Origin of the sequence: Phormidium tenue FACHB-1052 (assembly GCF_014696675.1) — a bacterium.
GTDB lineage: Bacteria > Cyanobacteriota > Cyanobacteriia > Phormidesmidales > Phormidesmidaceae > Nodosilinea > Nodosilinea tenuis_A.
This window is the reverse complement of the sequence record NZ_JACJQN010000019.1, coordinates 1-23,378: the sequence shown is the minus strand read 5'-3', so window position 1 is coordinate 23,378 and position 23,378 is coordinate 1. Positions and strand designations below refer to the sequence as shown.

General features: G+C 58.6%; 21 protein-coding genes. 10 read left to right on the top strand and 11 right to left on the bottom strand.

The features are described 5' to 3' along the window. Nucleotides 1–166: 166 nt before the first annotated feature. On the top strand, nucleotides 167–373 hold the full coding sequence (locus H6G07_RS21645) for a hypothetical protein (protein ID WP_073610274.1): 207 nt from the start codon (nucleotides 167–169) through the stop codon (nucleotides 371–373). A gap of 139 nt (nucleotides 374–512) precedes the next feature. Here H6G07_RS21645 and H6G07_RS21640 read toward each other — a convergent pair whose 3' ends face one another. Both H6G07_RS21640 and H6G07_RS21635 read right to left on the bottom strand, forming a co-directional pair. Beyond that, on the bottom strand, nucleotides 513–1,991 hold the full coding sequence (locus H6G07_RS21640; RefSeq protein WP_073610273.1) for an SGNH/GDSL hydrolase family protein: 1,479 nt from the start codon (nucleotides 1,989–1,991) through the stop codon (nucleotides 513–515). A gap of 72 nt (nucleotides 1,992–2,063) precedes the next feature. Next, nucleotides 2,064–2,957 carry a DMT family transporter gene (locus H6G07_RS21635; protein ID WP_073610272.1) on the bottom strand — a complete coding sequence of 298 codons (894 nt, stop codon included), beginning with the start codon at nucleotides 2,955–2,957 and terminating at the stop codon, nucleotides 2,064–2,066. Nucleotides 2,958–3,153: 196 nt separating this feature from the next. Between H6G07_RS21635 and groES the strand changes: the two genes are divergently transcribed. The 3 genes from groES to H6G07_RS21620 all read left to right on the top strand — a co-directional run bounded on the left by groES (nucleotide 3,154) and on the right by H6G07_RS21620 (nucleotide 7,877). After that, the gene (gene groES / locus H6G07_RS21630) at nucleotides 3,154–3,465 is read left to right on the top strand and encodes a co-chaperone GroES (RefSeq protein WP_073610271.1); all 312 of its coding nucleotides are present in this window, start codon (nucleotides 3,154–3,156) and stop codon (nucleotides 3,463–3,465) included. Nucleotides 3,466–3,693: 228 nt separating this feature from the next. Continuing rightward, entirely contained in the window at nucleotides 3,694–5,325 is a 1,632-nt protein-coding gene (gene groL / locus H6G07_RS21625; RefSeq protein ID WP_073610270.1) for a chaperonin GroEL, read from the top strand. Nucleotides 5,326–5,738: 413 nt separating this feature from the next. Then, nucleotides 5,739–7,877: a cation:proton antiporter domain-containing protein gene (locus H6G07_RS21620; RefSeq protein ID WP_073610269.1), complete on the top strand. Its 2,139-nt coding sequence runs from the start codon at nucleotides 5,739–5,741 to the stop codon at nucleotides 7,875–7,877. A gap of 105 nt (nucleotides 7,878–7,982) precedes the next feature. On the opposite strand, the gene H6G07_RS21615 is transcribed toward H6G07_RS21620, so the two are convergent. Then, nucleotides 7,983–8,477: an SRPBCC domain-containing protein gene (locus tag H6G07_RS21615; protein WP_242026936.1), complete on the bottom strand. Its 495-nt coding sequence runs from the start codon at nucleotides 8,475–8,477 to the stop codon at nucleotides 7,983–7,985. 143 nt (nucleotides 8,478–8,620) lie between these two features. On the opposite strand from H6G07_RS21615, the gene H6G07_RS21610 reads away from it, so the two are divergent. After that, complete coding sequence (locus H6G07_RS21610; RefSeq protein WP_073610360.1) at nucleotides 8,621–10,012, top strand: NAD-dependent malic enzyme; 1,392 nt, start codon at nucleotides 8,621–8,623, stop codon at nucleotides 10,010–10,012. Between the two features lie 75 nt (nucleotides 10,013–10,087). Here the strand turns inward: H6G07_RS21610 and H6G07_RS21605 are convergent, their stop codons facing one another. From H6G07_RS21605 to H6G07_RS21585, 5 genes are read right to left on the bottom strand one after another with little or no spacing between them, the layout of a single operon-like run. Beyond that, nucleotides 10,088–10,555 (bottom strand): GNAT family N-acetyltransferase, encoded by a 468-nt coding sequence (locus H6G07_RS21605; RefSeq protein WP_073610268.1) that lies wholly within the window; start codon nucleotides 10,553–10,555, stop codon nucleotides 10,088–10,090. 7 nt (nucleotides 10,556–10,562) lie between these two features. Beyond that, nucleotides 10,563–11,237 carry a VOC family protein gene (locus H6G07_RS21600; RefSeq protein ID WP_073610359.1) on the bottom strand — a complete coding sequence of 225 codons (675 nt, stop codon included), beginning with the start codon at nucleotides 11,235–11,237 and terminating at the stop codon, nucleotides 10,563–10,565. 26 nt (nucleotides 11,238–11,263) lie between these two features. Further along, nucleotides 11,264–12,487 carry an ABC transporter permease gene (locus tag H6G07_RS21595; RefSeq protein ID WP_073610267.1) on the bottom strand — a complete coding sequence of 408 codons (1,224 nt, stop codon included), beginning with the start codon at nucleotides 12,485–12,487 and terminating at the stop codon, nucleotides 11,264–11,266. Between the two features lie 13 nt (nucleotides 12,488–12,500). Beyond that, the gene (locus H6G07_RS21590; RefSeq protein WP_073610266.1) at nucleotides 12,501–13,121 is read right to left on the bottom strand and encodes a Uma2 family endonuclease; all 621 of its coding nucleotides are present in this window, start codon (nucleotides 13,119–13,121) and stop codon (nucleotides 12,501–12,503) included. 43 nt (nucleotides 13,122–13,164) lie between these two features. Then, nucleotides 13,165–14,505 (bottom strand): efflux RND transporter periplasmic adaptor subunit, encoded by a 1,341-nt coding sequence (locus H6G07_RS21585; protein ID WP_073610265.1) that lies wholly within the window; start codon nucleotides 14,503–14,505, stop codon nucleotides 13,165–13,167. A gap of 149 nt (nucleotides 14,506–14,654) precedes the next feature. On the opposite strand from H6G07_RS21585, the gene H6G07_RS21580 reads away from it, so the two are divergent. From H6G07_RS21580 to H6G07_RS21570, 3 genes are all read left to right on the top strand, one after another. After that, nucleotides 14,655–15,755, top strand: coding sequence for a Gfo/Idh/MocA family protein (locus tag H6G07_RS21580; RefSeq protein WP_073610358.1), 1,101 nt, complete (start codon nucleotides 14,655–14,657; stop codon nucleotides 15,753–15,755). Between the two features lie 136 nt (nucleotides 15,756–15,891). Beyond that, on the top strand, nucleotides 15,892–16,692 hold the full coding sequence (locus tag H6G07_RS21575; RefSeq protein ID WP_073610264.1) for a hypothetical protein: 801 nt from the start codon (nucleotides 15,892–15,894) through the stop codon (nucleotides 16,690–16,692). Between the two features lie 249 nt (nucleotides 16,693–16,941). After that, nucleotides 16,942–18,051: a 4-hydroxyphenylpyruvate dioxygenase family protein gene (locus H6G07_RS21570; protein WP_073610263.1), complete on the top strand. Its 1,110-nt coding sequence runs from the start codon at nucleotides 16,942–16,944 to the stop codon at nucleotides 18,049–18,051. 129 nt (nucleotides 18,052–18,180) lie between these two features. Here H6G07_RS21570 and H6G07_RS21565 read toward each other — a convergent pair whose 3' ends face one another. Further along, nucleotides 18,181–18,789 carry a CPP1-like family protein gene (locus H6G07_RS21565; protein WP_073610262.1) on the bottom strand — a complete coding sequence of 203 codons (609 nt, stop codon included), beginning with the start codon at nucleotides 18,787–18,789 and terminating at the stop codon, nucleotides 18,181–18,183. 282 nt (nucleotides 18,790–19,071) lie between these two features. Between H6G07_RS21565 and H6G07_RS21560 the strand changes: the two genes are divergently transcribed. Continuing rightward, nucleotides 19,072–20,697 (top strand): cation:proton antiporter, encoded by a 1,626-nt coding sequence (locus tag H6G07_RS21560; protein WP_242026935.1) that lies wholly within the window; start codon nucleotides 19,072–19,074, stop codon nucleotides 20,695–20,697. A gap of 79 nt (nucleotides 20,698–20,776) precedes the next feature. Here H6G07_RS21560 and H6G07_RS21555 read toward each other — a convergent pair whose 3' ends face one another. Both H6G07_RS21555 and H6G07_RS21550 read right to left on the bottom strand, forming a co-directional pair. Further along, on the bottom strand, nucleotides 20,777–21,145 hold the full coding sequence (locus H6G07_RS21555) for a hypothetical protein (protein WP_073610260.1): 369 nt from the start codon (nucleotides 21,143–21,145) through the stop codon (nucleotides 20,777–20,779). A gap of 300 nt (nucleotides 21,146–21,445) precedes the next feature. Beyond that, nucleotides 21,446–22,123: a potassium channel family protein gene (locus tag H6G07_RS21550; RefSeq protein WP_073610259.1), complete on the bottom strand. Its 678-nt coding sequence runs from the start codon at nucleotides 22,121–22,123 to the stop codon at nucleotides 21,446–21,448. A gap of 184 nt (nucleotides 22,124–22,307) precedes the next feature. Between H6G07_RS21550 and H6G07_RS21545 the strand changes: the two genes are divergently transcribed. Further along, entirely contained in the window at nucleotides 22,308–23,117 is an 810-nt protein-coding gene (locus H6G07_RS21545) for a glucose 1-dehydrogenase (RefSeq protein ID WP_073610258.1), read from the top strand. Nucleotides 23,118–23,378 lie beyond the last annotated feature (261 nt).

The window sequence follows — 23,378 nt, the reverse complement described above, 5'->3', positions numbered from 1 at the left end:
CGTTAAGTGCAACGTCCTGTTGCGAAGCACAACAAACTTTATCGAGGCGTAAAGGTTCAGCCTGAACAGTGGCCGTTGGCGGTGGGTTCTCGGAGAATGGGGTCATGTACCCAGGCCTGGTGCCCCAAGGCGAGCCTGGCTGCCCCTATGTATAAGGACTATCGTTATGAACAATCCCCAAGAAGTGCTTGAGCACCTCAAGCAGCTCGAAAAGGTCGGTACATTACAGAGCGCTCTATATCGCGAAGAGGCCCAAGAAGTACTCGCAGACGACACCGTTAGTCTCAAGTGGCGACAGGCGATCGCCGATCGCCTCAACCGAGCCAACCACGACCTGGCCCTGCACACCGTCACCAGCGAAGACAGCTACTAGATCTCAATCCCCTCGGCTGAGCCAGATCGTTCACAACTGGGGTTAGCTCAATGATGCCCGGCGGAGTAAGTCTCTGCCGGGCGTTTTGCTGCTGCGTTCCCACAGGGTGGCCGGGCCAATCGCCCCTACCAGGCCTACGTCAAACCACCGCTGGCGCAGGCTGAACTGAACTGAAGACATCTGCGGCCCAGCTACTTTCCCAATCAGCGCTGACGATTTCTCTAGCTTCACCGGGTGCGATCGCTCCAGACAGTGCCAGCCCTTCGCCTGCCAGCGTTGGCAGCGCACCATCGCCAGGCTGCAAGTATCCTGCCTCTAGCAGACTGGTCTGAAACACATCCGCCAGCAGTTCGTGCACGGTGGTTGTGGGGTGCTGCTGATCCCACCAGAAATAGCCGGGGTCGTCGAGCAGCCCCTGGGTGAATAGCGGGTCGGTGACGTTGGTAAACCCAAACTCTGCCGGAGCCCCAATAATTTCGTTGGTTAGCCCAAACAGATCGACCGGGATAATGTCGATGGGCAGGGTTTGCTCTAGCGCTGTCAGCGCATTGGCTAAGCCCGTATTAAATCCTAGGCTCAGGGCCGTCGCCTGCTGGCTAGTGCCATCGCCCAGGGTGCGGGGCGTCAGGCCCAGGTTGGGCAGGTTAGGCACCAAGAATGTATCAGCCCCCCGCGCCGCCAGGCTGCTAATCGCCGTGGCAATATTCTGCACCGAATTGGCCAAAAAAGCTGGAATCGCAGCGGGATCGCTGGGCAGATTAAACAGATCGTTGGCCCCAGCCCACACCACATAGAGGCCATTGGGATTGGCAGAACCACTGCCCAGGCTGCCCAGATAGCTATCGACTTCGTCGAGCAAGCCCGGTAGATTAACCTCTGTACTTGTAAGAGAGCTAATCAAGGGGTCGAGGCCATTGTCTCGGCCCGTAGTGGCTCCCCCCACGGCAAAGTTTTGCACCTGGCTAGGCTCAAACCTCAGGTCATCCACTAAATAATCAACCCAGAGATCGCCGTTAGAAAACCGGCCCTCAGAATAGGGAAGGGGCGGAAAAAAGCCCGTCAGCTCAAACAGGTTGCCGGGGTCTGACAGGCTATCGCCAAAGATCGTCAGGCCGTTAAAGCTAGGCACCAGCGCCTGGGTTTCAAAACTCTCAGGCGTCAGACTGGCCGCGGCCACATTGAGCAGAATGACGCTGGGTTCTGACTGGTTTAGGTAGCGCAGGGTTGTATTGGCCCCCTGCTGGGCGATCGCAATCTGCCCAAAACTCAAGCCCCCTGGCAGCAAGAAGCGATCGACGCCGGGGGTAAAATCCGCCACCGTATCGACCCGGCCATCGTTTTTAAGCACCACAGTATCCTGCCCTGGCCCGGTAAAGAACTGGTTATTGCCCAAACCTCCATCGAAAACATCATTGCCCAGGCCACCTAAAAGCCAATCGTTGCCTTCGGCCCCAAACAGCTGTTTATTACCCCAGAGGCCTACTAAAATTTCGTCTTCTGTGCCGCCGTTGAGCACATCATCGCCAAAGCCACTGACCAAAACGGTGCTGCCCAAAATATCAAGGGGATTGAGACTAGCAAGAAACGGATTCAAAAAAGACGGTAAAAGCGACGCCATAACGCCTCCAGAGGGTGCAGTGAGTTGAGTGAAAAACTATGCCCAGAGTAGCGAATAGCCCACCTGACTGGCTCACACTTTAGGTTGACTGAGCACCACATTTACACCCAGCAAAATTAGCCCCATGCTGGCCACCATCGTTGCCGTCAGCGGTTCTCGAAAAAACAGCCAGGCCAGCCCCGCCACAAAGATCGGCACCAAGCTATAGACCACGCTAGCCGTGCGGGTGGGGCCAACCTGCTGAATGCTGAGATTAAACAATAGATAGGCCACCCCCGACGCCGCTACACCCATATATAGAATGGCGATCGCTGAGGCGAGAGAGAGGGTTGCCAACTGTAGCCACCAGCGCTCTAGCGAAGCCAGCACCAGCAGTTGCCCCACCCCAGCCACGGCGGCGTAGAAGGTAATGGTCAACCCCGAATAGCGCTGGCTGAGCTGCTTAATAATTAAGGAATACACCACCCAGCACAGCACCGCGCACAGCATCAGCCCATCGCCCCGGTTGAGTTCCAAGGTGAGTAAGGTCGTGATATTGCCGCGAGTCAGCAGGGTCAGCACCCCCAGCAGCGCCAGCACAATGCCGCCATACTGGCGACGGGTCAGCCGTTCGCCAATAAACAGCGCTGCCATCACCCCCGTCACCACCGGGTTAAAGGCGTTGATGATGGCGGTGTTGGCCGTCGCCGTGTAGCGCAGACTGCTAAAGAAGAAATAGTGATAACCCACCACCCCAAATAGACCCAATAGCGCCATCGCTCCCCAGTCGGCGCGGGCGACGGTGAGGGCTTTAATCGGCTGCGCACTGCGGGTAATAAATAGACCCAGAACGCCCATAGCAATGACGTAGCGCAGCAGCGAGGTAGTCAGCGGCCCCAAATCGACCGTCGTATATTTGCCCGCCACAAAGCTGCCCGCAAACAGAAAGCTGGTGAGAATGGGCAGCAAAACCTTGAGTTTAAGCATCGATCAATCCTATCTGGAGCAACCCAGTTCGGGAACCCGTACAGAGAGCTTTGTTGCGATCGCCCCTCTGGCATCGTAAATTAGCACTCGGAGCTTGCGAGTGCTAAGCTTCGAAAAACTGTGTAATGCGTCTGAATGGGGCCGAGTGTAATTCCCCCCAGGCGCTGTCTTAATAGCAAATCCGGAGAAGCATTGTATGGCAGCTATCACTTTGGCGGCGTCTAGCGTTAAGCCCCTAGCCGATCGAGTTTTGATTAAAGTAAGTGCGTCCGAAGAGACCACCGCTGGCGGCATTCTGCTACCTGATACCGCCAAGGAAAAGCCTCAGGTGGGTGAAATCACCGCCGTCGGCCCCGGCAAAACTGACGACAAAGGCTCCCGTCAAGCGCTGGAAGTCAAAATTGGCGACAAGGTGCTCTATTCCAAGTACGCCGGTACCGACATCAAGCTAGGCGGCGACGAGTTCGTGCTGCTGTCTGAGAAAGACATCCTCGCCGTGCTTGGCTAAACCAATTTTAGATTTGGGATTTTGGCTGCGTAGGGTGGGCAGTGCCCACCACGACCTCCGCCATTTGCAAGGCATTATCTGCCATTGCCTCTAGTGAGTTCCGTTGGGTTCCGCTATCGCTTCACCCAGCCTACTCAGCTAATTTCCTAAGTTCTAGATTTCCTCAATTTCCTTCGCTTCACGTTTTCACATTCACTTCTTATCTTCTTTCCGGAGAACATCGATTCTATGGCTAAGCGCATTGTTTATAACGAAAACGCCCGTCGTGCCCTCGAACGCGGTATGGACATTCTGACCGAGGCCGTAGCCGTCACCCTCGGCCCCAAAGGTCGCAACGTGGTGCTCGAAAAGAAATTTGGCGCACCCCAGATTGTCAATGACGGCGTCACCATCGCCAAAGAAATTGAACTCGAAGACAACATCGAGAACACCGGCGTCGCCCTGATTCGTCAGGCCGCCTCTAAGACCAACGACGCCGCTGGTGACGGTACCACCACCGCCACCGTCCTGGCCCACGCCATGGTCAAAGAAGGCATGCGCAACGTCGCCGCTGGCGCTAACGCCATTTCCCTCAAGCGCGGCATCGACAAAGCCACCGCTTTCCTAGTCGAAAAAATTGCTGAGCACGCCCGCCCCGTTGGCGACTCTAAGTCGATCGCTCAGGTGGGCTCCATCTCCGCCGGTAACGACGAAGAAGTGGGTGCCATGATTGCCGAAGCCATGGAGAAAGTGGGCCGCGAAGGCGTCATCTCCCTGGAAGAAGGCAAGTCGATGACCACCGAACTGGAGGTCACCGAGGGCATGCGCTTTGACAAGGGCTATGTCTCTCCCTACTTCGTCACCGACACCGAGCGTATGGAAGCGGTGCTGGACGAGCCCTACATCCTGATCACCGACAAGAAAATTGCCCTGGTGCAGGATCTAGTGCCCGTGCTAGAGCAAGTGGCTCGCTCTGGTCGTCCCCTGATCATCATCGCTGAAGACATCGAGAAAGAGGCGCTGGCTACCTTGGTGGTCAACCGTCTGCGCGGTGTGCTGAATGTGGCCGCTGTGAAAGCGCCTGGGTTTGGCGATCGCCGCAAAGCCATGCTCGAAGACATCGCCGTCCTCACCGGCGGTCAGGTGATCTCTGAAGACACCGGCCTCAAGCTCGACAACACCAAGCTCGACATGCTCGGTCAGGCCCGCCGCCTCACCATCACCAAAGACACCACCACCATCGTCGCCGAAGGCAACGAGAAGGATGTCAAGGCCCGCTGCGAGCAGATCCGTCGCCAGATCGACGAAACCGAGTCGACCTACGACAAAGAGAAGCTACAAGAGCGTTTGGCCAAACTCTCCGGCGGTGTGGCCGTAATCAAGGTCGGTGCCGCCACCGAAACCGAGATGAAAGACCGCAAGCTGCGCCTCGAAGACGCCATCAACGCTACCAAGGCAGCGGTTGAAGAAGGCATCGTCCCCGGCGGCGGCACCACCCTGGCCCACCTAGTACCAGCCCTGACCGAGTGGCTCGAAGCCAACCTCACCGCTGAAGAGCACACTGGGGCTGCGATCGTGGCTCGTGCCCTGGCCGCCCCTCTGATGCGGATTGCCCAGAACGCCGGTCAAAACGGTGCCGTGATCGCCGAGCGCGTCAAAGAGAAGGACTTCAACGTCGGCTATAACGCTGCTAACGGCGAATACGTTGACATGTTTGAAGCTGGTATCGTTGACCCCGCCAAGGTGACCCGCTCTGCCCTGCAGAACGCGGCCTCCATCGCTGGTATGGTGCTGACCACCGAGTGCATCGTGGTCGATCTGCCCGAGCCCAAAGAAGGCGCTCCCGCTGGCGCTGGCATGGGCGGCGACTTCGACTACTAAGCCGCTGAGGTAACCACCAGACTAGGAGAGTCACAGACCTTAGGTCTGTGACTCTGTAAAAGCTGGTCTCTACCTCCATAGCGCTAACGCAAAAGCCGTCCTAAACCCTGGGGCGGCTTTTGCGTTGGCAGCTATAGCCATCGCCAGATCGATTGGGACATCCTGCACAACTCCCTGAAGCGATGGCTAGACACTAGTGCGCTGCCCCAGTTTCTGCCAATGATGGTTACATGTGCCCTAAGCGCAGTAGCCAACACGATAAGAGCAGCGCAAAGTTCTTTCTTTGGACAGAGAGACAGACTGAACCCAGGAGTACGACCCTTAGGAGAGCCGACTTCATCAAAGTCAATATTAAGCAACCCCCATAGCCAGGTCTTAACCGTCCTGGCTCTCTTTATGCCAAGGGCCGCACTATGTTTCTCTTTTTAGTAGAACCTGTCTCCGAAACGTTAAAGGAACCGATTACAACATTTGTGCTGTTGCTGGCGATTGTGTTGATCACGCCGCCCATTTTTGAACGGTTCAAACTACCCGGACTGATCGGACTATTGCTAGCTGGGGTGTTATTTGGTAGCAGCGGCTTGGGCTGGCTCAATGCCGACACTGACATCATGAAGCTGTTTTCAGAAATCGGCAAAATCTATCTCATGTTTGTGGCCGGTCTTGAGATCGACATGGCCCTATTTCAAAAAACACGCGATCGCTCCCTCGGCTTTGGCATGCTGACCTTTGCAATTCCGATGCTGGGTGGTATTGCGGTTGGTTTATTCTTTAACTTTGGCTGGCTGGCGGCGGTGTTAATTGGCTCGCTGCTAGCCTCTCACACGCTGCTGGCCTACCCCATCGTGCAGCGGTTTGGCATTGTCAATAACGAAGCGGTAACGGTCACCGTTGGGGCGACAATTTTTACCGATATTGGGTCGCTGCTGGTGCTGGCCATTTGCCTAGGTATCAACCAGGGAGACTTTTCAGCGCTTAAGCTGGCTACGCTGTTGGGGTCACTGATTCTGTATACGATCGCAGTCTTAGTGGGGCTCAAACAGCTCGGTAGGTTTTTCTTCAGCAAAACTGGTAAAGACGAAGGCAATCAGTTTCTGTTTGTCATGCTCTCGGTGTTTCTCTGCGCCTTAGGAGCACAGCTAATTGGGGTAGAGAGCATCATTGGTGCCTTTCTGGCAGGGCTGGCCATCAACAGCGTGATTGGCGATGGCCCAGTCAAAGAAAAAACAGAATTTTTGGGCAGCGTTTTATTTATTCCGATGTTTTTTGTGGCCATGGGGCTGCTGCTCGATTTGAATGCCTTTGGCGATATTCTGCGATCGATTGAGTTGCCCTTGATCATTGTCGGCATGCTGTTGCTCACCAAGGGGCTGGCCTCTCTCGGTGCCCGCATGCTCTATGGCTATAGTTGGCCTGAAACCTGGACGATGTGGTCGCTGTCGATTCCGCAGGTGGCGGCGACTTTGGCGGCGGCACTGGTGGGCTACGAAGCGGAAATTATCAACTCCCAGGTGTTCAACAGCGTTATTCTGCTGATGCTGGTGACGGCTATTTTAGGCCCGCTGGTCACCACCAGGGCCGGTCAACAGCTAATCGCTGTAGACACTTTGGGAGAAACCGAAACCTTTGATTGGTTGCCTGCTCCCAGCGACATTCCAGAATCGTTTACGGTGGTGGTGCCAATCTACAACCCCAACACCGAGCGCTGGCTGATCGAGCTGGCGGCGGCGGTCGCCCGCCACGAAAACGGGCGGGTGATTCCCCTGGCGATCGCCCTGGCCCAGCCCCAAATGGATTCGCCGCAGCTAGCTCGGGCGATCGCCCACAGCCGCCAGCGACTAGAGGCCACCCAAGCCATTAGCGCCGCCCTAGAAGCCGAAATTGACCCCAAATTGAGAATTGACTACAACGTGGCCCAGGGCATTTCTCACCTCAGCCGGGAGGAAAATGCCAACCTGATTTTGCTGGGCATGGGGCAGCGATCGCGGCTCGGTGCCCGACTATTCAGCAATATTCAAGACAATATTTTGTGGTCGGCCCACTGCCCGGTGGTGGTGGCCCGCCTGCTCGATTCGCCGACGACCTGCAAAACCATTTTGCTGCCGATTGAGAACCCCTCCCCCGCTAACCTCCGCACCCTGCGCTTTGCCCAGGTGCTAGCCAGCACCTATCAGGCCAAAATCACCCTGCTGCACGTCCACAGTTCGCGAGCTTCAGAACTTCAGCGCAGCCGGTTGGCCAAGCAGCTAGAGCTGCTGGTCAATCGCTTTCCCGCCGCCGATATCGACATCGACATTCGCCTGATGCCAGGGGACAACGTGGTGTCTACCATTGTCAAAACGGCGTCGCAGTTTGACGTGGTGATGCTGCGCCTCCAGCGCCGTCGCGTCGGCAATGGGCTGACCGTGGGCTCGCAGACTACCTCCCTGGTCGATCAGCTGACCGGCTCGGTGATTTTGGTGGGCGAACCCCATCCATTGCGTAGCGATCGCCCCGTCCGCTCTGATCGCGCGGCCTTCAATCGCAACTCTAAACTCTTGGCCTCGTCCTAAAGGTCGCTTGCAGCCAAGATCAAGCTCCAATCTGGAGAGTAGATCGCTGAGGCATACAACACCCACCCACCCATCTACCCATCCACCCATCCACCCCTGTAGCCGTCACCACTGCCGCCGGTAGTGGTGCTCGACGTAGCGCTTGATCTGGCGGGCCATGCGGCGAATGCCCTCCTTTTCGTCGCGGCGAATGAAGGGCAAAAACACCTGGGAAAGCAGGCCAGAAATGCGCTCCTGGTGGATATATTTAGTGCGGTTGGGGCCGACATCTTCGAGTTCAAACACGTGCTCGCTCTTAAAGCCGGGGCCTTTAGCAATCCACCGCAGGCAGTGGTTGGGCTGCACCACGACGATGCGGGGCTGAAACTCGGTTTCGTCTTCGCCCTCAAGGCGGCGCAGGGCGAGGAAAATTTCGCCACCGGGGCGGATGGGCAGGTTGGGGTCGCAGTCGTAGAGAAAGGTATTCCAACGGTGCCACTCTTCTTTGCGAACGAGGGCATCCCAGACGGCAAATCGGGGGGCGTTGATGGTGACTTCGCTATAGAGACTGGGCATGGCGGTGAGGGGGTGGCCAAAGAACCGAACGCCAGAACCGTGCATAGGTAACAGACGCTACTGCTATCTTCACACACACTGGGGAGACACAGACGGGAGTGACTTAGTCGCCTAAACTAGGGAGCTGGTCTTAATATTCCCTCAAGACAGCAGTCTTGTTTCGCTGGCGATCGCCCAAAGGTTTTGGCATGGCAACTCTTACCCCTAACCCCAGTTATAGTCTCAGTCTACGGCTCAAAATTCCGAATAAAACGGGCATGCTGGCGCGCATTACCCAAGCGATCGCCGAAGCGGGGGGCAACCTGGGCGATTTTGAGCTGATTAGCCGCAGCCGCCACGACCTGGTGCGCGTGCTGCACGTCGATGCGTCTAGCGAGGCCCATGCCGAAGACATCATCGCGGCGGTCAAAACCGTTGAAGATATCGAGATCTTGGAGATCTGCGATCGCACCTTTAAGATCCACGAGGGCGGCAAGATCAGCGTCGAGAGCAAGCTAGAGCTGCACAACCAGGATGACCTGGCCATGGCCTACACCCCCGGCGTGGGGCGGGTGTGCGTCGAAATTGCCGAGCACCCCGATCGCGTCTTTGACCTCACCATCAAAGGCAACACGGTGGCGATCGTCACCGACGGCAGCGCCGTGCTGGGCCTAGGAAATCTTGGCCCCGCCGCCGCCCTGCCGGTGATGGAGGGTAAGGCACTGCTGTTTAAGAAATTTGCTGGACTGGATGCCTTCCCGATCTGCCTGGACACCCAGGATACCGACGCGATCGTCACCGCCGTGAAGCAGCTGGCCCCCGTCTTTGGCGGCGTCAACCTCGAAGACATCAGCGCCCCCCGCTGCTTTGAGATCGAGGCTCGCCTGCGCCAAGAGCTAGATATTCCCGTCTTCCACGACGACCAGCACGGCACCGCCATCGTCACCCTGGCGGCGCTGATCAACGCGCTCAAGCTGGTGAACAAATCCCTCACCCAGGTCAAGGTGGTAATTAACGGGGCTGGGGCAGCGGGGGTGGCGATCGCCAAGCTGCTGCAAAAGGCTGGAGCCACCGCCATTGTGCTGTGCGACTCAAAAGGCATTCTGTCCACCAGTCGCGATGACTTGAACCCTCAAAAACTAGAGTTTGCCATAGCTGCATCGGGCACCCTGGCCGACGCCATGGTGGGGGCCGATATCTTCCTGGGCGTCAGCGCACCGGGGGTCGTATCGGTGGAGATGGTGGCCTCGATGGCTCCTGACCCGATCGTATTTGCCATGGCCAACCCCATCCCCGAAATTCAGCCCGAGCTGGTGGCGGGCAAGGTGGCGGTGATGGCCACGGGCCGTAGCGACTACCCCAACCAGATCAACAATGTGCTGGCCTTTCCGGGGGTGCTGCGCGGTGCCCTGGATTGCAGGGCGCAGGAGATTACGCCATCGATGTATCTGGAGGCGGCCTACGCGATCGCGGCCCTGGTCAGCCCCCACCAGATCGATCGCGAGCACATCATTCCCTCGGTGTTCGACGAGCGCGTGGCGGCGGCGGTCGCCTCAGCGGTCAAGCACGCGGCACGGGTGGATGGAGTGGCTAGGAAGTAAGCAAGGGGTAGGGGGTGGGGGGTAGGGGGTACGGAGCAGTCCTAACCCCCTACCCCCTACTCCCTACTCCCCACCCTAGACCAACACCCGCTCTACCAAGTACCGCGTAAACTGCACCCCGTTGCGATCGACCACTTCAGTGTCGTACTGGCTAAAGCCAAATTTTTGGAATAGCCCCAGGCTAAACTCGCTGGCCTCGGAGTAGAGGCGCTGGATGTGCTTCTCCTGGGCATGGGCGAGCACCGCCTGCAGCAGCAGCGAGCCCACGCCTTGGTGCAGGCGGTCGTGGCGCACGTAGGTAGAAGCCACATAGCCGTTGTCGTCAATACCCGCAAAGCCGAGGATGGCGGTATCATCATCCTCGGCCACATAGGTGGTAACCCCTAGGATGAACTGGTGAAACCGAGGGCTGGCGGCATCGACGGCGGCCCAGGCCTCGACTTGGGCAGGACTGTAGTGCTGCGGGCCGTTGACTAGCACCGTTTCTCTAAATAGGGTGGCCAGGGCCGGTAAATCGGCTTCGATGGCGGTACGAAGATTCATGCTTGAGTTACCAATGGACGATCAGCGGTAGGGCGGGGCGAAAGTCGTGGTGCTGGGCCTGGGTCTCGCCATCAAAGCCGAGTTCCATTAGATAGGCGGGGCCGGTTTGAATGGCGATTAAGTTGGTGGCGGCGATCGCCTCTAGTTCCGCCGATCGCGGCGGCGGTTGGGTCAAGGTAAGACTAACCCGCGTCACCTCGCGCCCCCCAAAGGCATGATCAAGGGGTTGTGCCTTGGCTTCAGGGTAGCTATCCTGGCGCTTGGCAAAGGGCAGATAAAATAGCATCGGCTCGCTCAGCACCGATACATTGGTCGCTACAGGTATGGCTACGCCCCCCGGAAAGTAAGCGGGCTGGTAGTTCCAAGTGGGGAAGGGCAGAGCTTCATGAACTTGACCTTCAATGGGGCGCAAGCACACCCCAAACGGACAGGCATTCTGCGATCGCCCAGCCCAGCGCGCCCATAGATAAGTGGGGCGGGTAACGTCAGACTGTGCTTCAGCAGCATTGTGCACCCACAGCAGCTCCAGCATCAGGTTGTGGAAGAAAAAGCAGCGGTTAGCCGTGCCCTGACCGGCATGCACGTTGGCTCTGCCCTCCACTAACCCAAACTGGAGCAGCTGTTCAGCGGCAGGGGCGTCGGGCTCGGTGCAAATAAACAGGTGATCGAGTTCAAATGCCATATCGTTATCCGCAGTGGCACTCCCCATTAAGCTGTTCTCAAGGCCACAATCGGATCCAGTTTAGCCGCCTGACGCGCTGGGAAAACGCCAAAGAACAGGCCGATACCGCCCGAAACGGTCACCGTCAGCAAAATCGCCCCCCCGGAAATTCCGGCTTCGAAAGGAGTGAGTACCCCAATCAGCAAAATACCGCTCACCCCCACGGCGGTGCCAATCATGCCCCCCGCGATCGACAGAATGATCGCCTCAATTAAAAACTGGCCCAAAATATCGCCCTGGGAGGCCCCAATCGCCTTTCTCAAGCCGATCTCCTGAGTGCGCTCGCGCACCGACACCAGCATGATGTTCATAATGCCGATGCCGCCGACAAAGAGAGAAATCCCGGCGATCGCGGCCAGCATCAGGGTCAGCGCCCCGGTAATCGTGTTGGCGATGGTGAGCAGCGAGTCTTGACTGCTGATGTAGAAATCGTCTTCGTCGCGAATGTTGTGGCGCAGGCGCAGCAGGTTGGTGATCTGAAACTCGGCGGTGGCCATGCTCTCGCGATCGCGGGCCGACACGGTAATAAACGAAACTTCGATGCCGTAGGGCGAGCGCTCGCCCCCCGCCAGGCGGCTATCCTTGGTAGTCAGCGGCACCATCACCGCGTCGTCATAGTCGAGGCCCAGGTTAGAGCCCTTTTTCTCTAGCACCCCAACCACGTCGAAGGTGACGCCGCCAACGCGAATCTGCCGCCCCAGGGCTGATTCGTCGTCAAACAAACGCTCTCGCAGGGTGTCGCCCACCACCGCCACCTGAGCCCGGCGAGTCATGTCCAGATCGCTGATAAATCGACCGCTGGCCACCTCAAAGCTGCGCACGGTCAAAAAGTCGGGGCTAATGCCCACTGTGTTGACGTTGGCGTTGCGGTTGCGATAGGTGACGAGCTGGCGACCGCTCGACTCAGCCGCCACGGCGCTCACCGAGGGCACCTGCTGGGCGATCGCCTCTGCATCAGCCAATACCAGCGTGCGCGGCACCTCCAGCGAGCCCAGCTCGCGAGTTTCGCGGCTGCCCGGCACCACAAACAGCACGTTTGGCCCCAGGGTTTCGAGCTGGGCGTTGACAAACCGCTGCGCCCCCTCGCCCAGGCCCACCATCGTAATCACCGAGGCATTGCCGATGATAATGCCCAGCATGGTGAGGGCGCTGCGGAGACGGTTGGCCGCCAGGGTCTTGGTCGCCATCGTCAGGCTTTCTTGCAGGTTCATAGGGAAAATTTGCTTAGGGATTTGCTCTTAAAGCAGCTAAGAATTGAGACCGGGCTTCTCCGGCTTCTTCTAGCTGAACACAGCGTTCTAGCAGCGCAATATCGAGATCAGGAAGCCAATGGCTGCGATCGGCAAGCTGATAGGCCGAGGCATCGGCAGCAGGAGACATGAAGTGGTAAATTGCAAGGCAATTGCGCTGCCAAAACCAGACTTCCGCCACGTTAAACCGGCGATACTTCTCCAGTTTGTCGAGGCCACCGCTAGTAAAAACCACCTCAATTCCCAGGTCGGGATAGTCTTTATCAATTTCAAAACAGTAAGATTCATCGGGGTTGAAGGAGGCCCCTTTTTCCTCAGCTTCACAGGTGGCATTTCCTAGGGGAAAGAAGCGAATGCCTCGCTCAAAGCAGTAGGCCTCGATCAAGATGGCCATTAACTTTTTGATGCGCTCATGGGGTTTGCCAGCCGTCATGAGTTCAATCGCGCCATCCAAGTAGGTAATTTTGAGGCCAGGCGTCTGGTCAGCCCAATTTTGAAGACCTTTGAAATGGCTCCAAGGATAGCGGCCCGGCAGAATCAGGGCTTGCTCTGTCGGCGATGGAGCAGGTACTGACAAGGAGACTTGAGTAGTCATCAGAGGCATCCTAATCTACGGGGCTGGAGCACTTGGCAGCTTGCTACTGATCTTGGCGGACGGTGATATTTTCGAGGGATTTGCCGGGGGGCAGATCGACAAAGACGCGATCGCCCGCCTCAATGCCATCCAAAATTTGAATTTGATCGCCCACCTGCGGCCCTAGGGTCACGGGTTGAAACACGATATCGCGGTCATCACCGGGCACCAGCACGCCACTCTCCCCAGCCTGGGTCACAACCGCCACCGTCGGCACTACTAGAGCATCAGCTAGTTGATCGCCGACAAAATTCACGTTGACATTCATGTTCGATCGCAGAATATCTTTGCCGTCGATCAGCTCAATGCGCACCTGAAACAGGGTAACGCTCTGGCGTTCGATCGCCTCGGGGGCCACCAGCTTGACCCGACCGGCAAAGGTCTGCTCGGGGAAGGCGTCGGCCACCACTTCTACCGTCTGCCCCGGCTCGATTAGAGCAATATCGGCTTCGGGCACCTCAGCCAGCACCTCCAAATCTTCGGCCAGGGCCACGATCGCCGTCGAGGTGGCCGACGACAGCTCGGAGGCCGAAGTGGTCGGGGTGACAAACGCGCCCTCGGTGGCAAACTTTTGGGTGACAATGCCGCCAAAGGGAGCGCGAATCAGGGTTTCATCCTGGCGAATCTGGGCCCCGTTGAGCTGGGCGCGGGCCTGGGCCAGACGGGCTTCGGCCTGGGCGATCGCCTCCTGTCGCGGCCCGCTGCGCAGGTCATCTACCCGCCGCTGCGACTCGGTGACGCGGGCCTGGGCCTGCTCTAGGGATGCCTGGGCGCTGCGCTGCTCGCGGGCGGCGGTGTCGAGGTCGGTGGCTGCCACGGCCCCCCGATCAAACAGCTGCTGGCGGCGGGCCAGATCGCTGGTGGCGAGATCGAGTCGCGCTTGGGCGTCACGCACCTGGGCGCGGTTGGCCTCAACGGTCGCCTCGGCCTGGGTAATTTCGTCGGGGCGGCTACCCTGGCGCAACTCGGCTAGAGCGGCTTCGGCCTCGGCCACAGCGGCCTGGTTCTGGGCCACCTGGGTAGCGGTGTCGCGGCTTTTCATGCGGGCGATGATCTGGCCCTGCTCGACGCGATCGCCCTGCTCCACAAAGAGTTCTTCTAAAATTCCGGCATTCTCAGGGCTGAGGTTCACTGTCTGCACTGGCCTCACCGTGCCGCTGGCCGCCACCCGCACCGTCAAGGGCTCGATCGCCGCCGAGGTTGTAAAGTCCTCGACATCGTAAGCAGTCTGGCGACTGCGCCAAACCCCAAACCCCACCGAGCCTGCCACCACAGCAGCAGCAGCCAGCCCGGCCAACAGCCACACCAGTGGACGACGCACCTTACCAATTAAGGGAACCTGCATAAAAACTTTTTAGATTTTGGCCAGAACTAAACTGCTCAGTTTAATTGTAGCGATCGCAGCTCGCCCCTTACTCTGGGGTAGGGCATTGGCTATCTAGCCCGCCCCCTGCATTGATATCGGCATTGATTAAGGGCACAGATGAGGTCGCTATGGCAGAAACTCCGATTCAGGTGGCGGTGGTGGGCACTGGCTTTGGCCTGAAGGTTCACATTCCGGGGTTGCAGGCCCACCACCGCACCGAGGTAGTCGCGGTGTATCACCGCGATCTGGCCAAAGCACAGGCGATCGCCGCCGACCACGGCATTCCCCACGCCTGCGACAGCGTTGAGGCGATCGTGGCTCTACCCCAGGTGCAGGCGGTGACCGTCGCCACCCCGCCCTTTCTGCACTACTCCCAGGCCAAAACCGTGCTTGAGGCGGGCAAACACCTGCTGCTGGAGAAGCCTACGGCGCTCTCCGGGGCCGAGGCCGAGGAAATTGCTGAGCTGGCGCGCGATCGCAACCTCATCGCCACCATGGACTTTGAGTTCCGCTTTGTGCCCGCCTGGCAGCGGCTGTCCGAGCTGCTGGCCGAGGGCTACGTCGGCAACCTGCGCTTCGTCAACCTCACCTGGACGGTGCCGGGCCGCGCCGACCCCAGTCGCCCCTGGAACTGGTACTCGCAGCGCGACCAGGGGGGCGGTGCCCTGGGGGCCTTTGCCTCCCACAGCTTTGACTACATCACCTGGCTATTTGGCCCCATCCAGCGGCTCAGCGCCCGCCTCAGCACCGCCATTCCCCAGCGGCCCGACCCGACTGGGGAACTTCAGCTAGTAGATGCCGACGACACCTGTAGTTTGATGCTCGATTTGGCCAGCGGTGCCCCCTGCCAGGTGGCGATTAGTTCCGTCACCTACGCTGGGCGGGGCCACTGGGTCGAGGTCTACGGTGACGGTGGCACCCTGGTGCTGGGCAGCGACAACCTCACCGACTACGTTCACGGCTTCAAGCTCTGGGGCAGTCAAGGCGGTGCAGCCCTGGCAGAACTACAGGTTCCCGATCGCCTTCAGTTTCCCACCACCTACAGCGATGGCCGCATTGCCCCCTTTGTGCGCGTCATCAACCACTGGGTCAATGATATTGACCGGGGCCATGCCACCGAGCCGTCGATTGCAGATGGGGTGCGATCGCAGCACCTGATGGATTTAGCCCATCAGTCCCACCGCCAAAACGCCTGGGTGGAGGTGCCCAAACGCCTATTTCAAGTGTAGAAATGTTCCTGATTTCGGCATGCCTGCCCTCCAGCGCTGGGGGTAAGGGGTATCCTCAGGGCATCCTTAACCTATAAACGGTGCAGAGTTCCAGCCAGTTCCATCGCCTCCTCCCTAGCCACCGCCCCGGTGATCCATGTCGTTTCAAAGATATCCCCTAGCTACGGTTCAAAAAGTTAGCCAGTTTATTCGCGAAACTCTGGTGCTTCCCCCCCACGAACAACAGCCGGGTCAGCTCAGTGGGCAAGACGACGACGACGGCCCCCTCCCCGACTCCCTCAACGCCCTCGGTGACCTATTTCGCGTTGGGGATATGCCCGAGGACAACATTCCGGCCCCCAATGCTGAGGGGCGCTGGTTTGTCAGCACCCTTGACCCCGCCGAGGCGCTCGTCAAGCTGCCCGGCCTGTGGATGCGCCCTGGCATCCGCCTGGTGACCTACCTGCGCCAAGACGCCAACGGCGGCATGGGCTCAACCGTTGCCCTCCCTGGCCTGCTCGGCACCACAGAATATCTCGACGAGGCCATCAGCAAAGTGACGGCCCCCGACCAGGTGCCCAGACCGATGGGAGCCCTGCCCAACCTGATGGCCGGTATCGACGGCGATGGCTCGCTGGCGTCGTTTCTCGCCGCCTCAATTTTTACTCGGGAAGTGCGAGAGTTTGGCCGCTTCAACCGCTACGCCCGCTGGGTACACCATCGCTTTGTGACCGCACCTCCCCAGCAAATTCCGTGGCAGTGGCGCACCAAAATTCCCGAAGACTTTTCGCCCAAAGTGGTGCTCCGCCAGGATGCCGAGATTATTGTCGAGTTTTACACCTGCCGCGTGCAAAAGCCGATTGCCCTCTTTCGTCACATCGATCGCTACCCCCCCAACAGCTACACCGCCGAAAACCAAGATCAGGTGGTCGCCGTAGCAGGAAACCCGGCTGGTTAGGCAGAGCAACGGGCGGCTACAGGAAAAAAGCTGTCAAGGGCCCAGGCTAACTGTGGTCGAACTGAGGGATCCAAGCTTGAGGAATTAGGCAGGAAGGAATCCTAGATGAAGCAAGTCCTTGAAGCTGTAGAAAAGCTATTCAAAACAGCAGGATATTAAGGAGCTAAACGAAAATATTCTCAGGGGTAGGGCTTGAAGGGGTAGGTTTGTGCTCCAATAACAGCGGGATCAGCACGGTGACATAGCCCTATGGAGTTCAACCATCTGAGTTTTTACGTGGATGAGGTGGCCCCCTGGCGCGACTGGTTTGTCCATGCCTGGGGAGGGGTTTGGGTGGGGCCATCGGGCCTACATCCAGCGCAACCTGCCCCAGATAGGGCTCTGGTCTACCTGGGGCAGGTGCCCCTGCTGATTGTGGCTGCACCCTCGACCGTGGCTCAGTACCTGCAACACCATCCGCCGGGCATTGGCGATATTGCCTTTCGGGTGACTGACCTTGCTCAAACGCTGCGGCAGGTGACGGCAGCGGGGGGCAAAGTCATGCAGCCGAGCCAAACCGACGCCTGGGGACGTGGGCGCTGGGGGCAGATTCAAGGCTGGGGTTCCTTGAGTCACACCTTGGTAGAATCCTGGCAGGGAGAGGCTTGGGTGCCGGGTATTGCCCCCAGCGATCGCCAACCGTTGGCTTACCCCAGCAGCTTAGTGACAGCGATTGACCACGCCGTAGTCAACGTACCCATGGGAGAACTGTCCCAGGCAGTGGCTTGGTACGCCAGTCAGCTGGGCTTTCAACCCCGGCAGCAGTTTGCCATTGACACTTCGCGATCGGGCCTGCGGAGCCAGGTGTTGGCCCATCCCCAAGGTAGTGCCCAGCTCCCCATTAATGAACCGACCACCGCCAACTCCCAGGTGCAAGAATTTCTCGACTACAACCGGGGCGGCGGCATTCAGCACGTGGCGCTGCACACCGAGGACATTGTCCATACGGTAGAGCAACTGCGCCGTGGCGGCGTGAGCTTTTTGCCGGTGCCCCAGAGCTATTACGAAGCCCTAGGGCAACGTCCCGGTTACAAAAGCCAGGGCGATATGTCGTCAGACTGGCTCAGCCAACGCGAAGCCGCCATTGCTCGACTGCAAATCTTGGTGGATTGGGATCCTTGCCTGCCCCAAGCTCGCCTGCTGCAAACCTTTACTCAGCCCTTTTTAAGCATTCCCACCGTCTTTTTTGAGCTGATTCAGCGGCAGGTAGTGCGGGTGAACGGCGATCTGGCCCAGGCCCAGGGGTTTGGGGAGCGCAACTTTCGGGCCTTGTTTGAGGCCATTGAGCGCGAACAGATGAAGCGAGGCAGCCTCGCCTAGGAGCATGTTGGAGGGAAATGACAGAGAATATCGGGGGATGCAGGGTATGGGGCTAAGCCTGAGCCTTGCATCTTATACCTGAGACCTGGAAAGACCTGAGACCTTAAACCCGTAACACTCTCCAGGCAGCTAGCGTAGGAAGCTGCTGATCGTCCACAAGGCTAGGCAGGTGACTGCGGCTGCGATCGCATCGGGGGTGGCCCAGGCAAACTGCGCTCCCTGAGGAATCAGCAGCTGCCCGACGGTTAGGCCGAGGGCCAGACCAACGGCTAGACCCGCGATGGTGAGCAGCACCGATCGCCAGAATTTGTTTTCTTTGCGGTTGAGAAAGTAGATGGCGGCCCCAATGGCCACTGCCAGCGATAGCGACGGCGCAGCAAAACCAAGCAGTCCTAACCCCGCGTAGGTCACGCCGGGCCAGAGAATGTCGTCGCGACTGGGGGTGTCAACCAGGCCATTTAGCCAGTCGGGTCGAGGGAGGGAGGGGGTGGCTTTAGCAATGGGCGGGGTTTCGGGCACGTTTTCGGCAAAGCGAATGCGATCGGGCACCTTGATTTTGCCCTCTTGGCGCAGGCGTAGGCGCTCCATCAAAATGGCATCGTAGGCGGCTTCGACGGCGGCCTGTTGCTTGGGCTCTTCGGCATAGTGATCGACCAGGCGATCGCGGGCCGCCTGAATTTCTTCAAAGGTTGAGGCTTCGGTTAGCCCCAGCAGTTCGTACGAATTTTGGTCGCTCATCTGCAAAACTCCAAAACCCCCAGACGACTTGACAACAACAGCCTGCCCTGACCGAATCTAACCCAAGCCCCACGGCAGTTGCCTAGACCCAGTGTAACCAGCGACCCCACAAATAGGGAACACCCGGTTAAATGGGTATCTCCCTAGGGCATATCTTACGGCCTAGCCCCACTGAGAAAGCCCCACGCAATTTTTGTTTGCGTCGGGCGAGGACAGAGCTTGCCCCCCAGGATGAGCCCTAGTATGGGAAAGAGTTTTGGCGTTTTGCGGATAGTTGCCCCTATGGGTACAGCGTTAGCGATGGGTTTGTGGTTGGCCCAAACGCCACCGGGGGTGGAGGCTCTAGCAGATAGCACGAGCGATGTTACCGGCTTGGTCAATGCCCTAATTGTGCTGCTGCTGGTGGCTACGGTGGTGGCTCTGATTACTCGACGGCTGCGTATTCCCTATGTGGTGGGGCTGGTGCTGGCGGGGCTTTGCCTGACTCCATCGGTGCTGCCAGGGTCAGTAGGTCTCAACGCCGAGGTGATTCTGAATCTATTCCTGCCGATTTTGATCTTTGAAGCCGCTATCAACACCGACATCAGCCGGTTGCGCAGCACGATTAAGCCCATTGCCCTGATTGCGGGGCCAGGGGTGGTGCTGGCGGCGATGATTACCGCTGCTCTGCTGCAGTGGGGGCTGGGGCTGGCGACGATTACCGCTGCCGCCATTGGCGTGATTTTGACCATTACCGACACGGTTTCGGTGATTGCCGCCTTTAGAACGGTGCCTGTGCCCCCTCGGTTGGCCACCATTGTTGAGGGTGAGAGCCTGTTTAACGACGGCACGGCCCTGGTGCTGTTGGGCATTATTACCACCGTTCACGGGCAGGGATCGTTCACGGTGTGGGAAGGGTTGCAGCAGATGATTATTGCTTTTGTGGGCGGCGGGGTGCTAGGCCTAGGCCTGGGTTACCTGTGCGTGGGGCTATTTCAACAGCTCGACGATGCCCTCAGCAATATTTTGCTGACGGTGGCCGTGTCACTGGGCACGTTTCAGATTGGCCACGAGATTGGGGTATCGAGCGCGATCGCCGTGGTGGTCGCCGGGCTGGTAATTGGTGAACTGGGCTTTCGCCAGACCTCGGCCTCGACCAAGGTCACCCTGCTCAACTTTTGGGAGTATGCGGGCTTTGGGGTGAACACCTTTATCTTTTTGCTGGTGGGTATTGAGGTGGATCCAGGGGTGCTACTAAAAACTATTCCGGCGGCTCTGTTTGTGGTGCTGGCCTACCAAACTGGCCGCGTGCTGACTACCTACCCCTTGCTATATCTGCTGGGCTTTTGCGATCGCCCCCTGCCCCTGCGCTGGCAGCACGTGCTGATTTTGGGCAATGTTAAGGGGTCGCTGTCGATGGCCCTGGCGCTGAGTTTGCCCGCCGATCTGCCGGGGCGATCGCAGGTGGTCGCCCTCGTGTTTAGCACCGTACTGGTGTCACTGGTGGGCCAGGGGTTAACCCTGCCCTGGTTGGTCAAGCGGCTGCGCCTCACGGCCCCCTCCGCCACCAAGCAGCGCCTCGAAACGCTACAGCTAAACCTGATTGCCGCCAAAGCAGGGCAGCAAGAGCTAGCCGCCCTGCTGCGATCGGGCAGTTTGCCCAAAAACCTCTACGAAGAACTGTTCGCCGCCTACCAAGCCCAGATCGCCAGTGCCGATCGCGACCTGCGCGAGTTCTATAACCAGCGCACCCTCAACGATGCCCACCTCGAAGACCAAAGCCACCTCGATGGGCTGCGCCGCCGCCTTTACCTCGCTGAGAAAGGGGCCGTCAATGACGCCCTACGCAAGGGATTGCTCTCCGAATCGACCAGCCAGTCCTATGTCAGAGCCCTCAACGAAAAACTGCTGGCCCTCAAAGATGACTGACCTCCAAGAATGGAAATGGAAGAGCGAACCATGGCCAACAGGCTTGAATTTTGGCCTTTTGGGCGGCTCAATCTAGATTTCACCTGAGGCTGCTGCCAAACCCTTCAGCCTGACACCGCCAGCCCTCGGGTGCAGTTTCGGCGTCAGGGCGGGGAGCCGAGTTATACCTTTGCGGGTGAGTTCTAGAGTCGCAGCACGGACAGGGCGACCCCTCGGGCTGAACAGTTCGCCCCGCTAAATGGCCTAGCGCCCCACCCAGCACCAAGCCCAAGAGCGTACCCGGCAAGCCGCTCACCAGGGCTAGTCCTCCGCCACTGGCCAGGATCGGGGTCGCTAGGCCCCCTAGCAAACCGCCGACTAAGGCACCGACGTCATCGGGGGTGACATCGGCATCAACCCATTCAAACCAAGCGTCACAGCGGGGACAATAGACTCGCTGAATTTTCATAGATATAACCTCGCAGCGGGGGCTGCTGTGCGGTGTGCTCTACGGCTATCATCGGTGTGCTGGCTTAAAGCTCGTACCCGGCGTTGAGCCCAAATGCGTCAAGATTTGCCAAAAATAATCTGCCTGAACCCACCCCGGTAGCAAGGGTTACTAAATATAGTGTTGGCCAGTGTGCTTAAGCCAATACTGACCGCCTGTAGCCAAGATTGGGGTAGCGAACTGGCGGATAGCTGTCGCCAGTCACCAATAAAAACCTCCTCCCTTTGTGGCGCTGGCTAGATCGCCGCTAACCCTCAGCCCTCAGGCGCAGAGCCCCATGAAGTCGAGCATCTGTCGCACCAGACCGGGCTTGGTCACCGCCAGAATGGTGGAGCCGCTCTCCAGCACCGTGCTGCCGTTGGGAATGGTTAAATCTTCGTGGGGGTGGGCCTGGTAGCCAATAATCAACGTGCCCGTTGGGAAGCGAGTATCTTGGGCAATTTCAGCCACGGTACGCCCGACGATGGTGCACTGCTGGGGAATGGGCAGCTTGAGCACTTCTACCTGGCCCTGCTCGAAGTGCATCATCGCTTCCACCTGGGGATATTCGATCGCGCTGACAATGCGGTTGATGGTGAGTTCGGTGGTGCTGACGGTGTGGGTGGCCCCAGCTAGTTGGTAGGGCTCGGCAAAGTCGCGATCGCTCATCCGCACTACCGTCTGGGGCACCCCGTAGTGCTTCGACAGGGTGACGATCGCTAGATTCAGCGCATCCTCCGGCAGGGCCGCGATCACCGCGTCGGCCTTGCGAATGCCCGCCTCTAGCAGGGTGGTGGTATTTACAGCGCTGCCCTCAAAGGCCATGACGCCAATCTTTTCGCGGGCGTATTGGCAGGCCAGCGGGTCAGTGTCGACCACGGCCACGGTGTGCCCTTCTGCCAACAGGGTTTTGGCCAAATCTAGGCCCAGCATGCCAGCGCCGCCAATCAATACGTACATGGTTAACGACTCCTTAATATTCAATCGCCATGCTGAGAGGTGGATATACCCTCCTAGGGGGATATACCAAAAATCAGCCCTTTAGTATGCTCACCGCATCCATTGTAGGGATGTATCCCCTCGCCTGACCCAGGCCGCAGCCCGCCCCGTTACCTGCCAACCATCTATTCTCCGGAGCTAACCCATGAAAGGACTCGTCGGCAAAACCGCGCTGATCACCGGCGCTTCGTCGGGCATTGGCCAGGCGATCGCCATTCGCCTAGCCGAGGAAGGCTGCAACATCGTGATCAACTACCGCAGCAACCCCGACGCCGCCGAAGACACTCGCCGCCAGGCTATGGAGAAAGCCTGCGCCGATGTAGAGAACTGTGGTGTTAAGGCACTGCTGCTCAAGGGTGATGTCTCAAAGGAGGCCGATGCGATCGCCCTGGTACAGCAGACCATCGAGCACTTTGGCCAGCTCGACATTCTGGTGAACAATGCTGGCGTTCAGGCCGACAGTCCCTCAGAGGCGCTAGAGTCCGACAGTTTTGATTGGGTGCTGGGGGTTAACTTGCGGGGGGCCTACCTCTGCGCTCGCGAAACCATTAAGCACCTGCTGGCCAGCGATCGCCCTGGCAGCGTGATCAATATTTCTAGCGTGCACGAAATCATTCCCCGACCCCAGTACCTCAGCTACTCCATCAGCAAGGGGGGCATGGGCAACATGACCCGCACCCTGGCTTTGGAATATGCGGCCAAGGGCATTCGCGTCAACGGCATCGGCCCCGGAGCCACCGTTACCCCGATCAACGATGACTGGACTGACGACTCTGCCAAAAAAGCCGAGGTCGAGAGCCATATTCCCATGGGGCGAGCGGGCACCAGCGAAGAAATGGCCGCTGCTGTAGCGTTTCTGGCCTCTGACGAAGCCGCCTACATCACTGGGCAGACCCTCTATATTGATGGCGGACTCACCCTCTATGCCGACTTTCGGGAAGCGTGGTCAGCTTAGAAAAAGGGTGGAGGTATGGGGTGTAGGGTGCAAGGGGCCGCCGTGAACCCTACACCCCCTACCCAACGGTGACAATTTAAGACGCTAGGCTAACCGTCAAGGGCCTTTTGGATATAGTGCCATGACTCGCAGCGCCAGCCATCGAGATCACGTTCGTCCACGCAACCAACCGTATGTGGAGAACGAAGCAGTCAAAGCCCGGCTGAACGACCTGCTCACGCCAACGGTGTATGCGCAACGCGGTTTGTATCGGCAACTGGG

Bases quoted from the DNA above. Each gene is read 5' to 3' on its own strand.
- H6G07_RS21645 (WP_073610274.1), top strand. From the start codon at position 167: ATGAACAATCCCCAAGAAGTGCTTGAGCACCTCAAGCAGCTCGAAAAG.
- H6G07_RS21640 (WP_073610273.1), bottom strand. From the start codon at position 1,991: ATGGCGTCGCTTTTACCGTCTTTTTTGAATCCGTTTCTTGCTAGTCTC.
- H6G07_RS21635 (WP_073610272.1), bottom strand. From the start codon at position 2,957: ATGCTTAAACTCAAGGTTTTGCTGCCCATTCTCACCAGCTTTCTGTTT.
- groES (WP_073610271.1), top strand. From the start codon at position 3,154: ATGGCAGCTATCACTTTGGCGGCGTCTAGCGTTAAGCCCCTAGCCGAT.
- groL (WP_073610270.1), top strand. From the start codon at position 3,694: ATGGCTAAGCGCATTGTTTATAACGAAAACGCCCGTCGTGCCCTCGAA.
- H6G07_RS21620 (WP_073610269.1), top strand. From the start codon at position 5,739: ATGTTTCTCTTTTTAGTAGAACCTGTCTCCGAAACGTTAAAGGAACCG.
- H6G07_RS21615 (WP_242026936.1), bottom strand. From the start codon at position 8,477: ATGCACGGTTCTGGCGTTCGGTTCTTTGGCCACCCCCTCACCGCCATG.
- H6G07_RS21610 (WP_073610360.1), top strand. From the start codon at position 8,621: ATGGCAACTCTTACCCCTAACCCCAGTTATAGTCTCAGTCTACGGCTC.
- H6G07_RS21605 (WP_073610268.1), bottom strand. From the start codon at position 10,555: ATGAATCTTCGTACCGCCATCGAAGCCGATTTACCGGCCCTGGCCACC.
- H6G07_RS21600 (WP_073610359.1), bottom strand. From the start codon at position 11,237: ATGGCATTTGAACTCGATCACCTGTTTATTTGCACCGAGCCCGACGCC.
- H6G07_RS21595 (WP_073610267.1), bottom strand. From the start codon at position 12,487: ATGAACCTGCAAGAAAGCCTGACGATGGCGACCAAGACCCTGGCGGCC.
- H6G07_RS21590 (WP_073610266.1), bottom strand. From the start codon at position 13,121: ATGACTACTCAAGTCTCCTTGTCAGTACCTGCTCCATCGCCGACAGAG.
- H6G07_RS21585 (WP_073610265.1), bottom strand. From the start codon at position 14,505: ATGCAGGTTCCCTTAATTGGTAAGGTGCGTCGTCCACTGGTGTGGCTG.
- H6G07_RS21580 (WP_073610358.1), top strand. From the start codon at position 14,655: ATGGCAGAAACTCCGATTCAGGTGGCGGTGGTGGGCACTGGCTTTGGC.
- H6G07_RS21575 (WP_073610264.1), top strand. From the start codon at position 15,892: ATGTCGTTTCAAAGATATCCCCTAGCTACGGTTCAAAAAGTTAGCCAG.
- H6G07_RS21570 (WP_073610263.1), top strand. From the start codon at position 16,942: ATGGAGTTCAACCATCTGAGTTTTTACGTGGATGAGGTGGCCCCCTGG.
- H6G07_RS21565 (WP_073610262.1), bottom strand. From the start codon at position 18,789: ATGAGCGACCAAAATTCGTACGAACTGCTGGGGCTAACCGAAGCCTCA.
- H6G07_RS21560 (WP_242026935.1), top strand. From the start codon at position 19,072: ATGGGTACAGCGTTAGCGATGGGTTTGTGGTTGGCCCAAACGCCACCG.
- H6G07_RS21555 (WP_073610260.1), bottom strand. From the start codon at position 21,145: ATGAAAATTCAGCGAGTCTATTGTCCCCGCTGTGACGCTTGGTTTGAA.
- H6G07_RS21550 (WP_073610259.1), bottom strand. From the start codon at position 22,123: ATGTACGTATTGATTGGCGGCGCTGGCATGCTGGGCCTAGATTTGGCC.
- H6G07_RS21545 (WP_073610258.1), top strand. From the start codon at position 22,308: ATGAAAGGACTCGTCGGCAAAACCGCGCTGATCACCGGCGCTTCGTCG.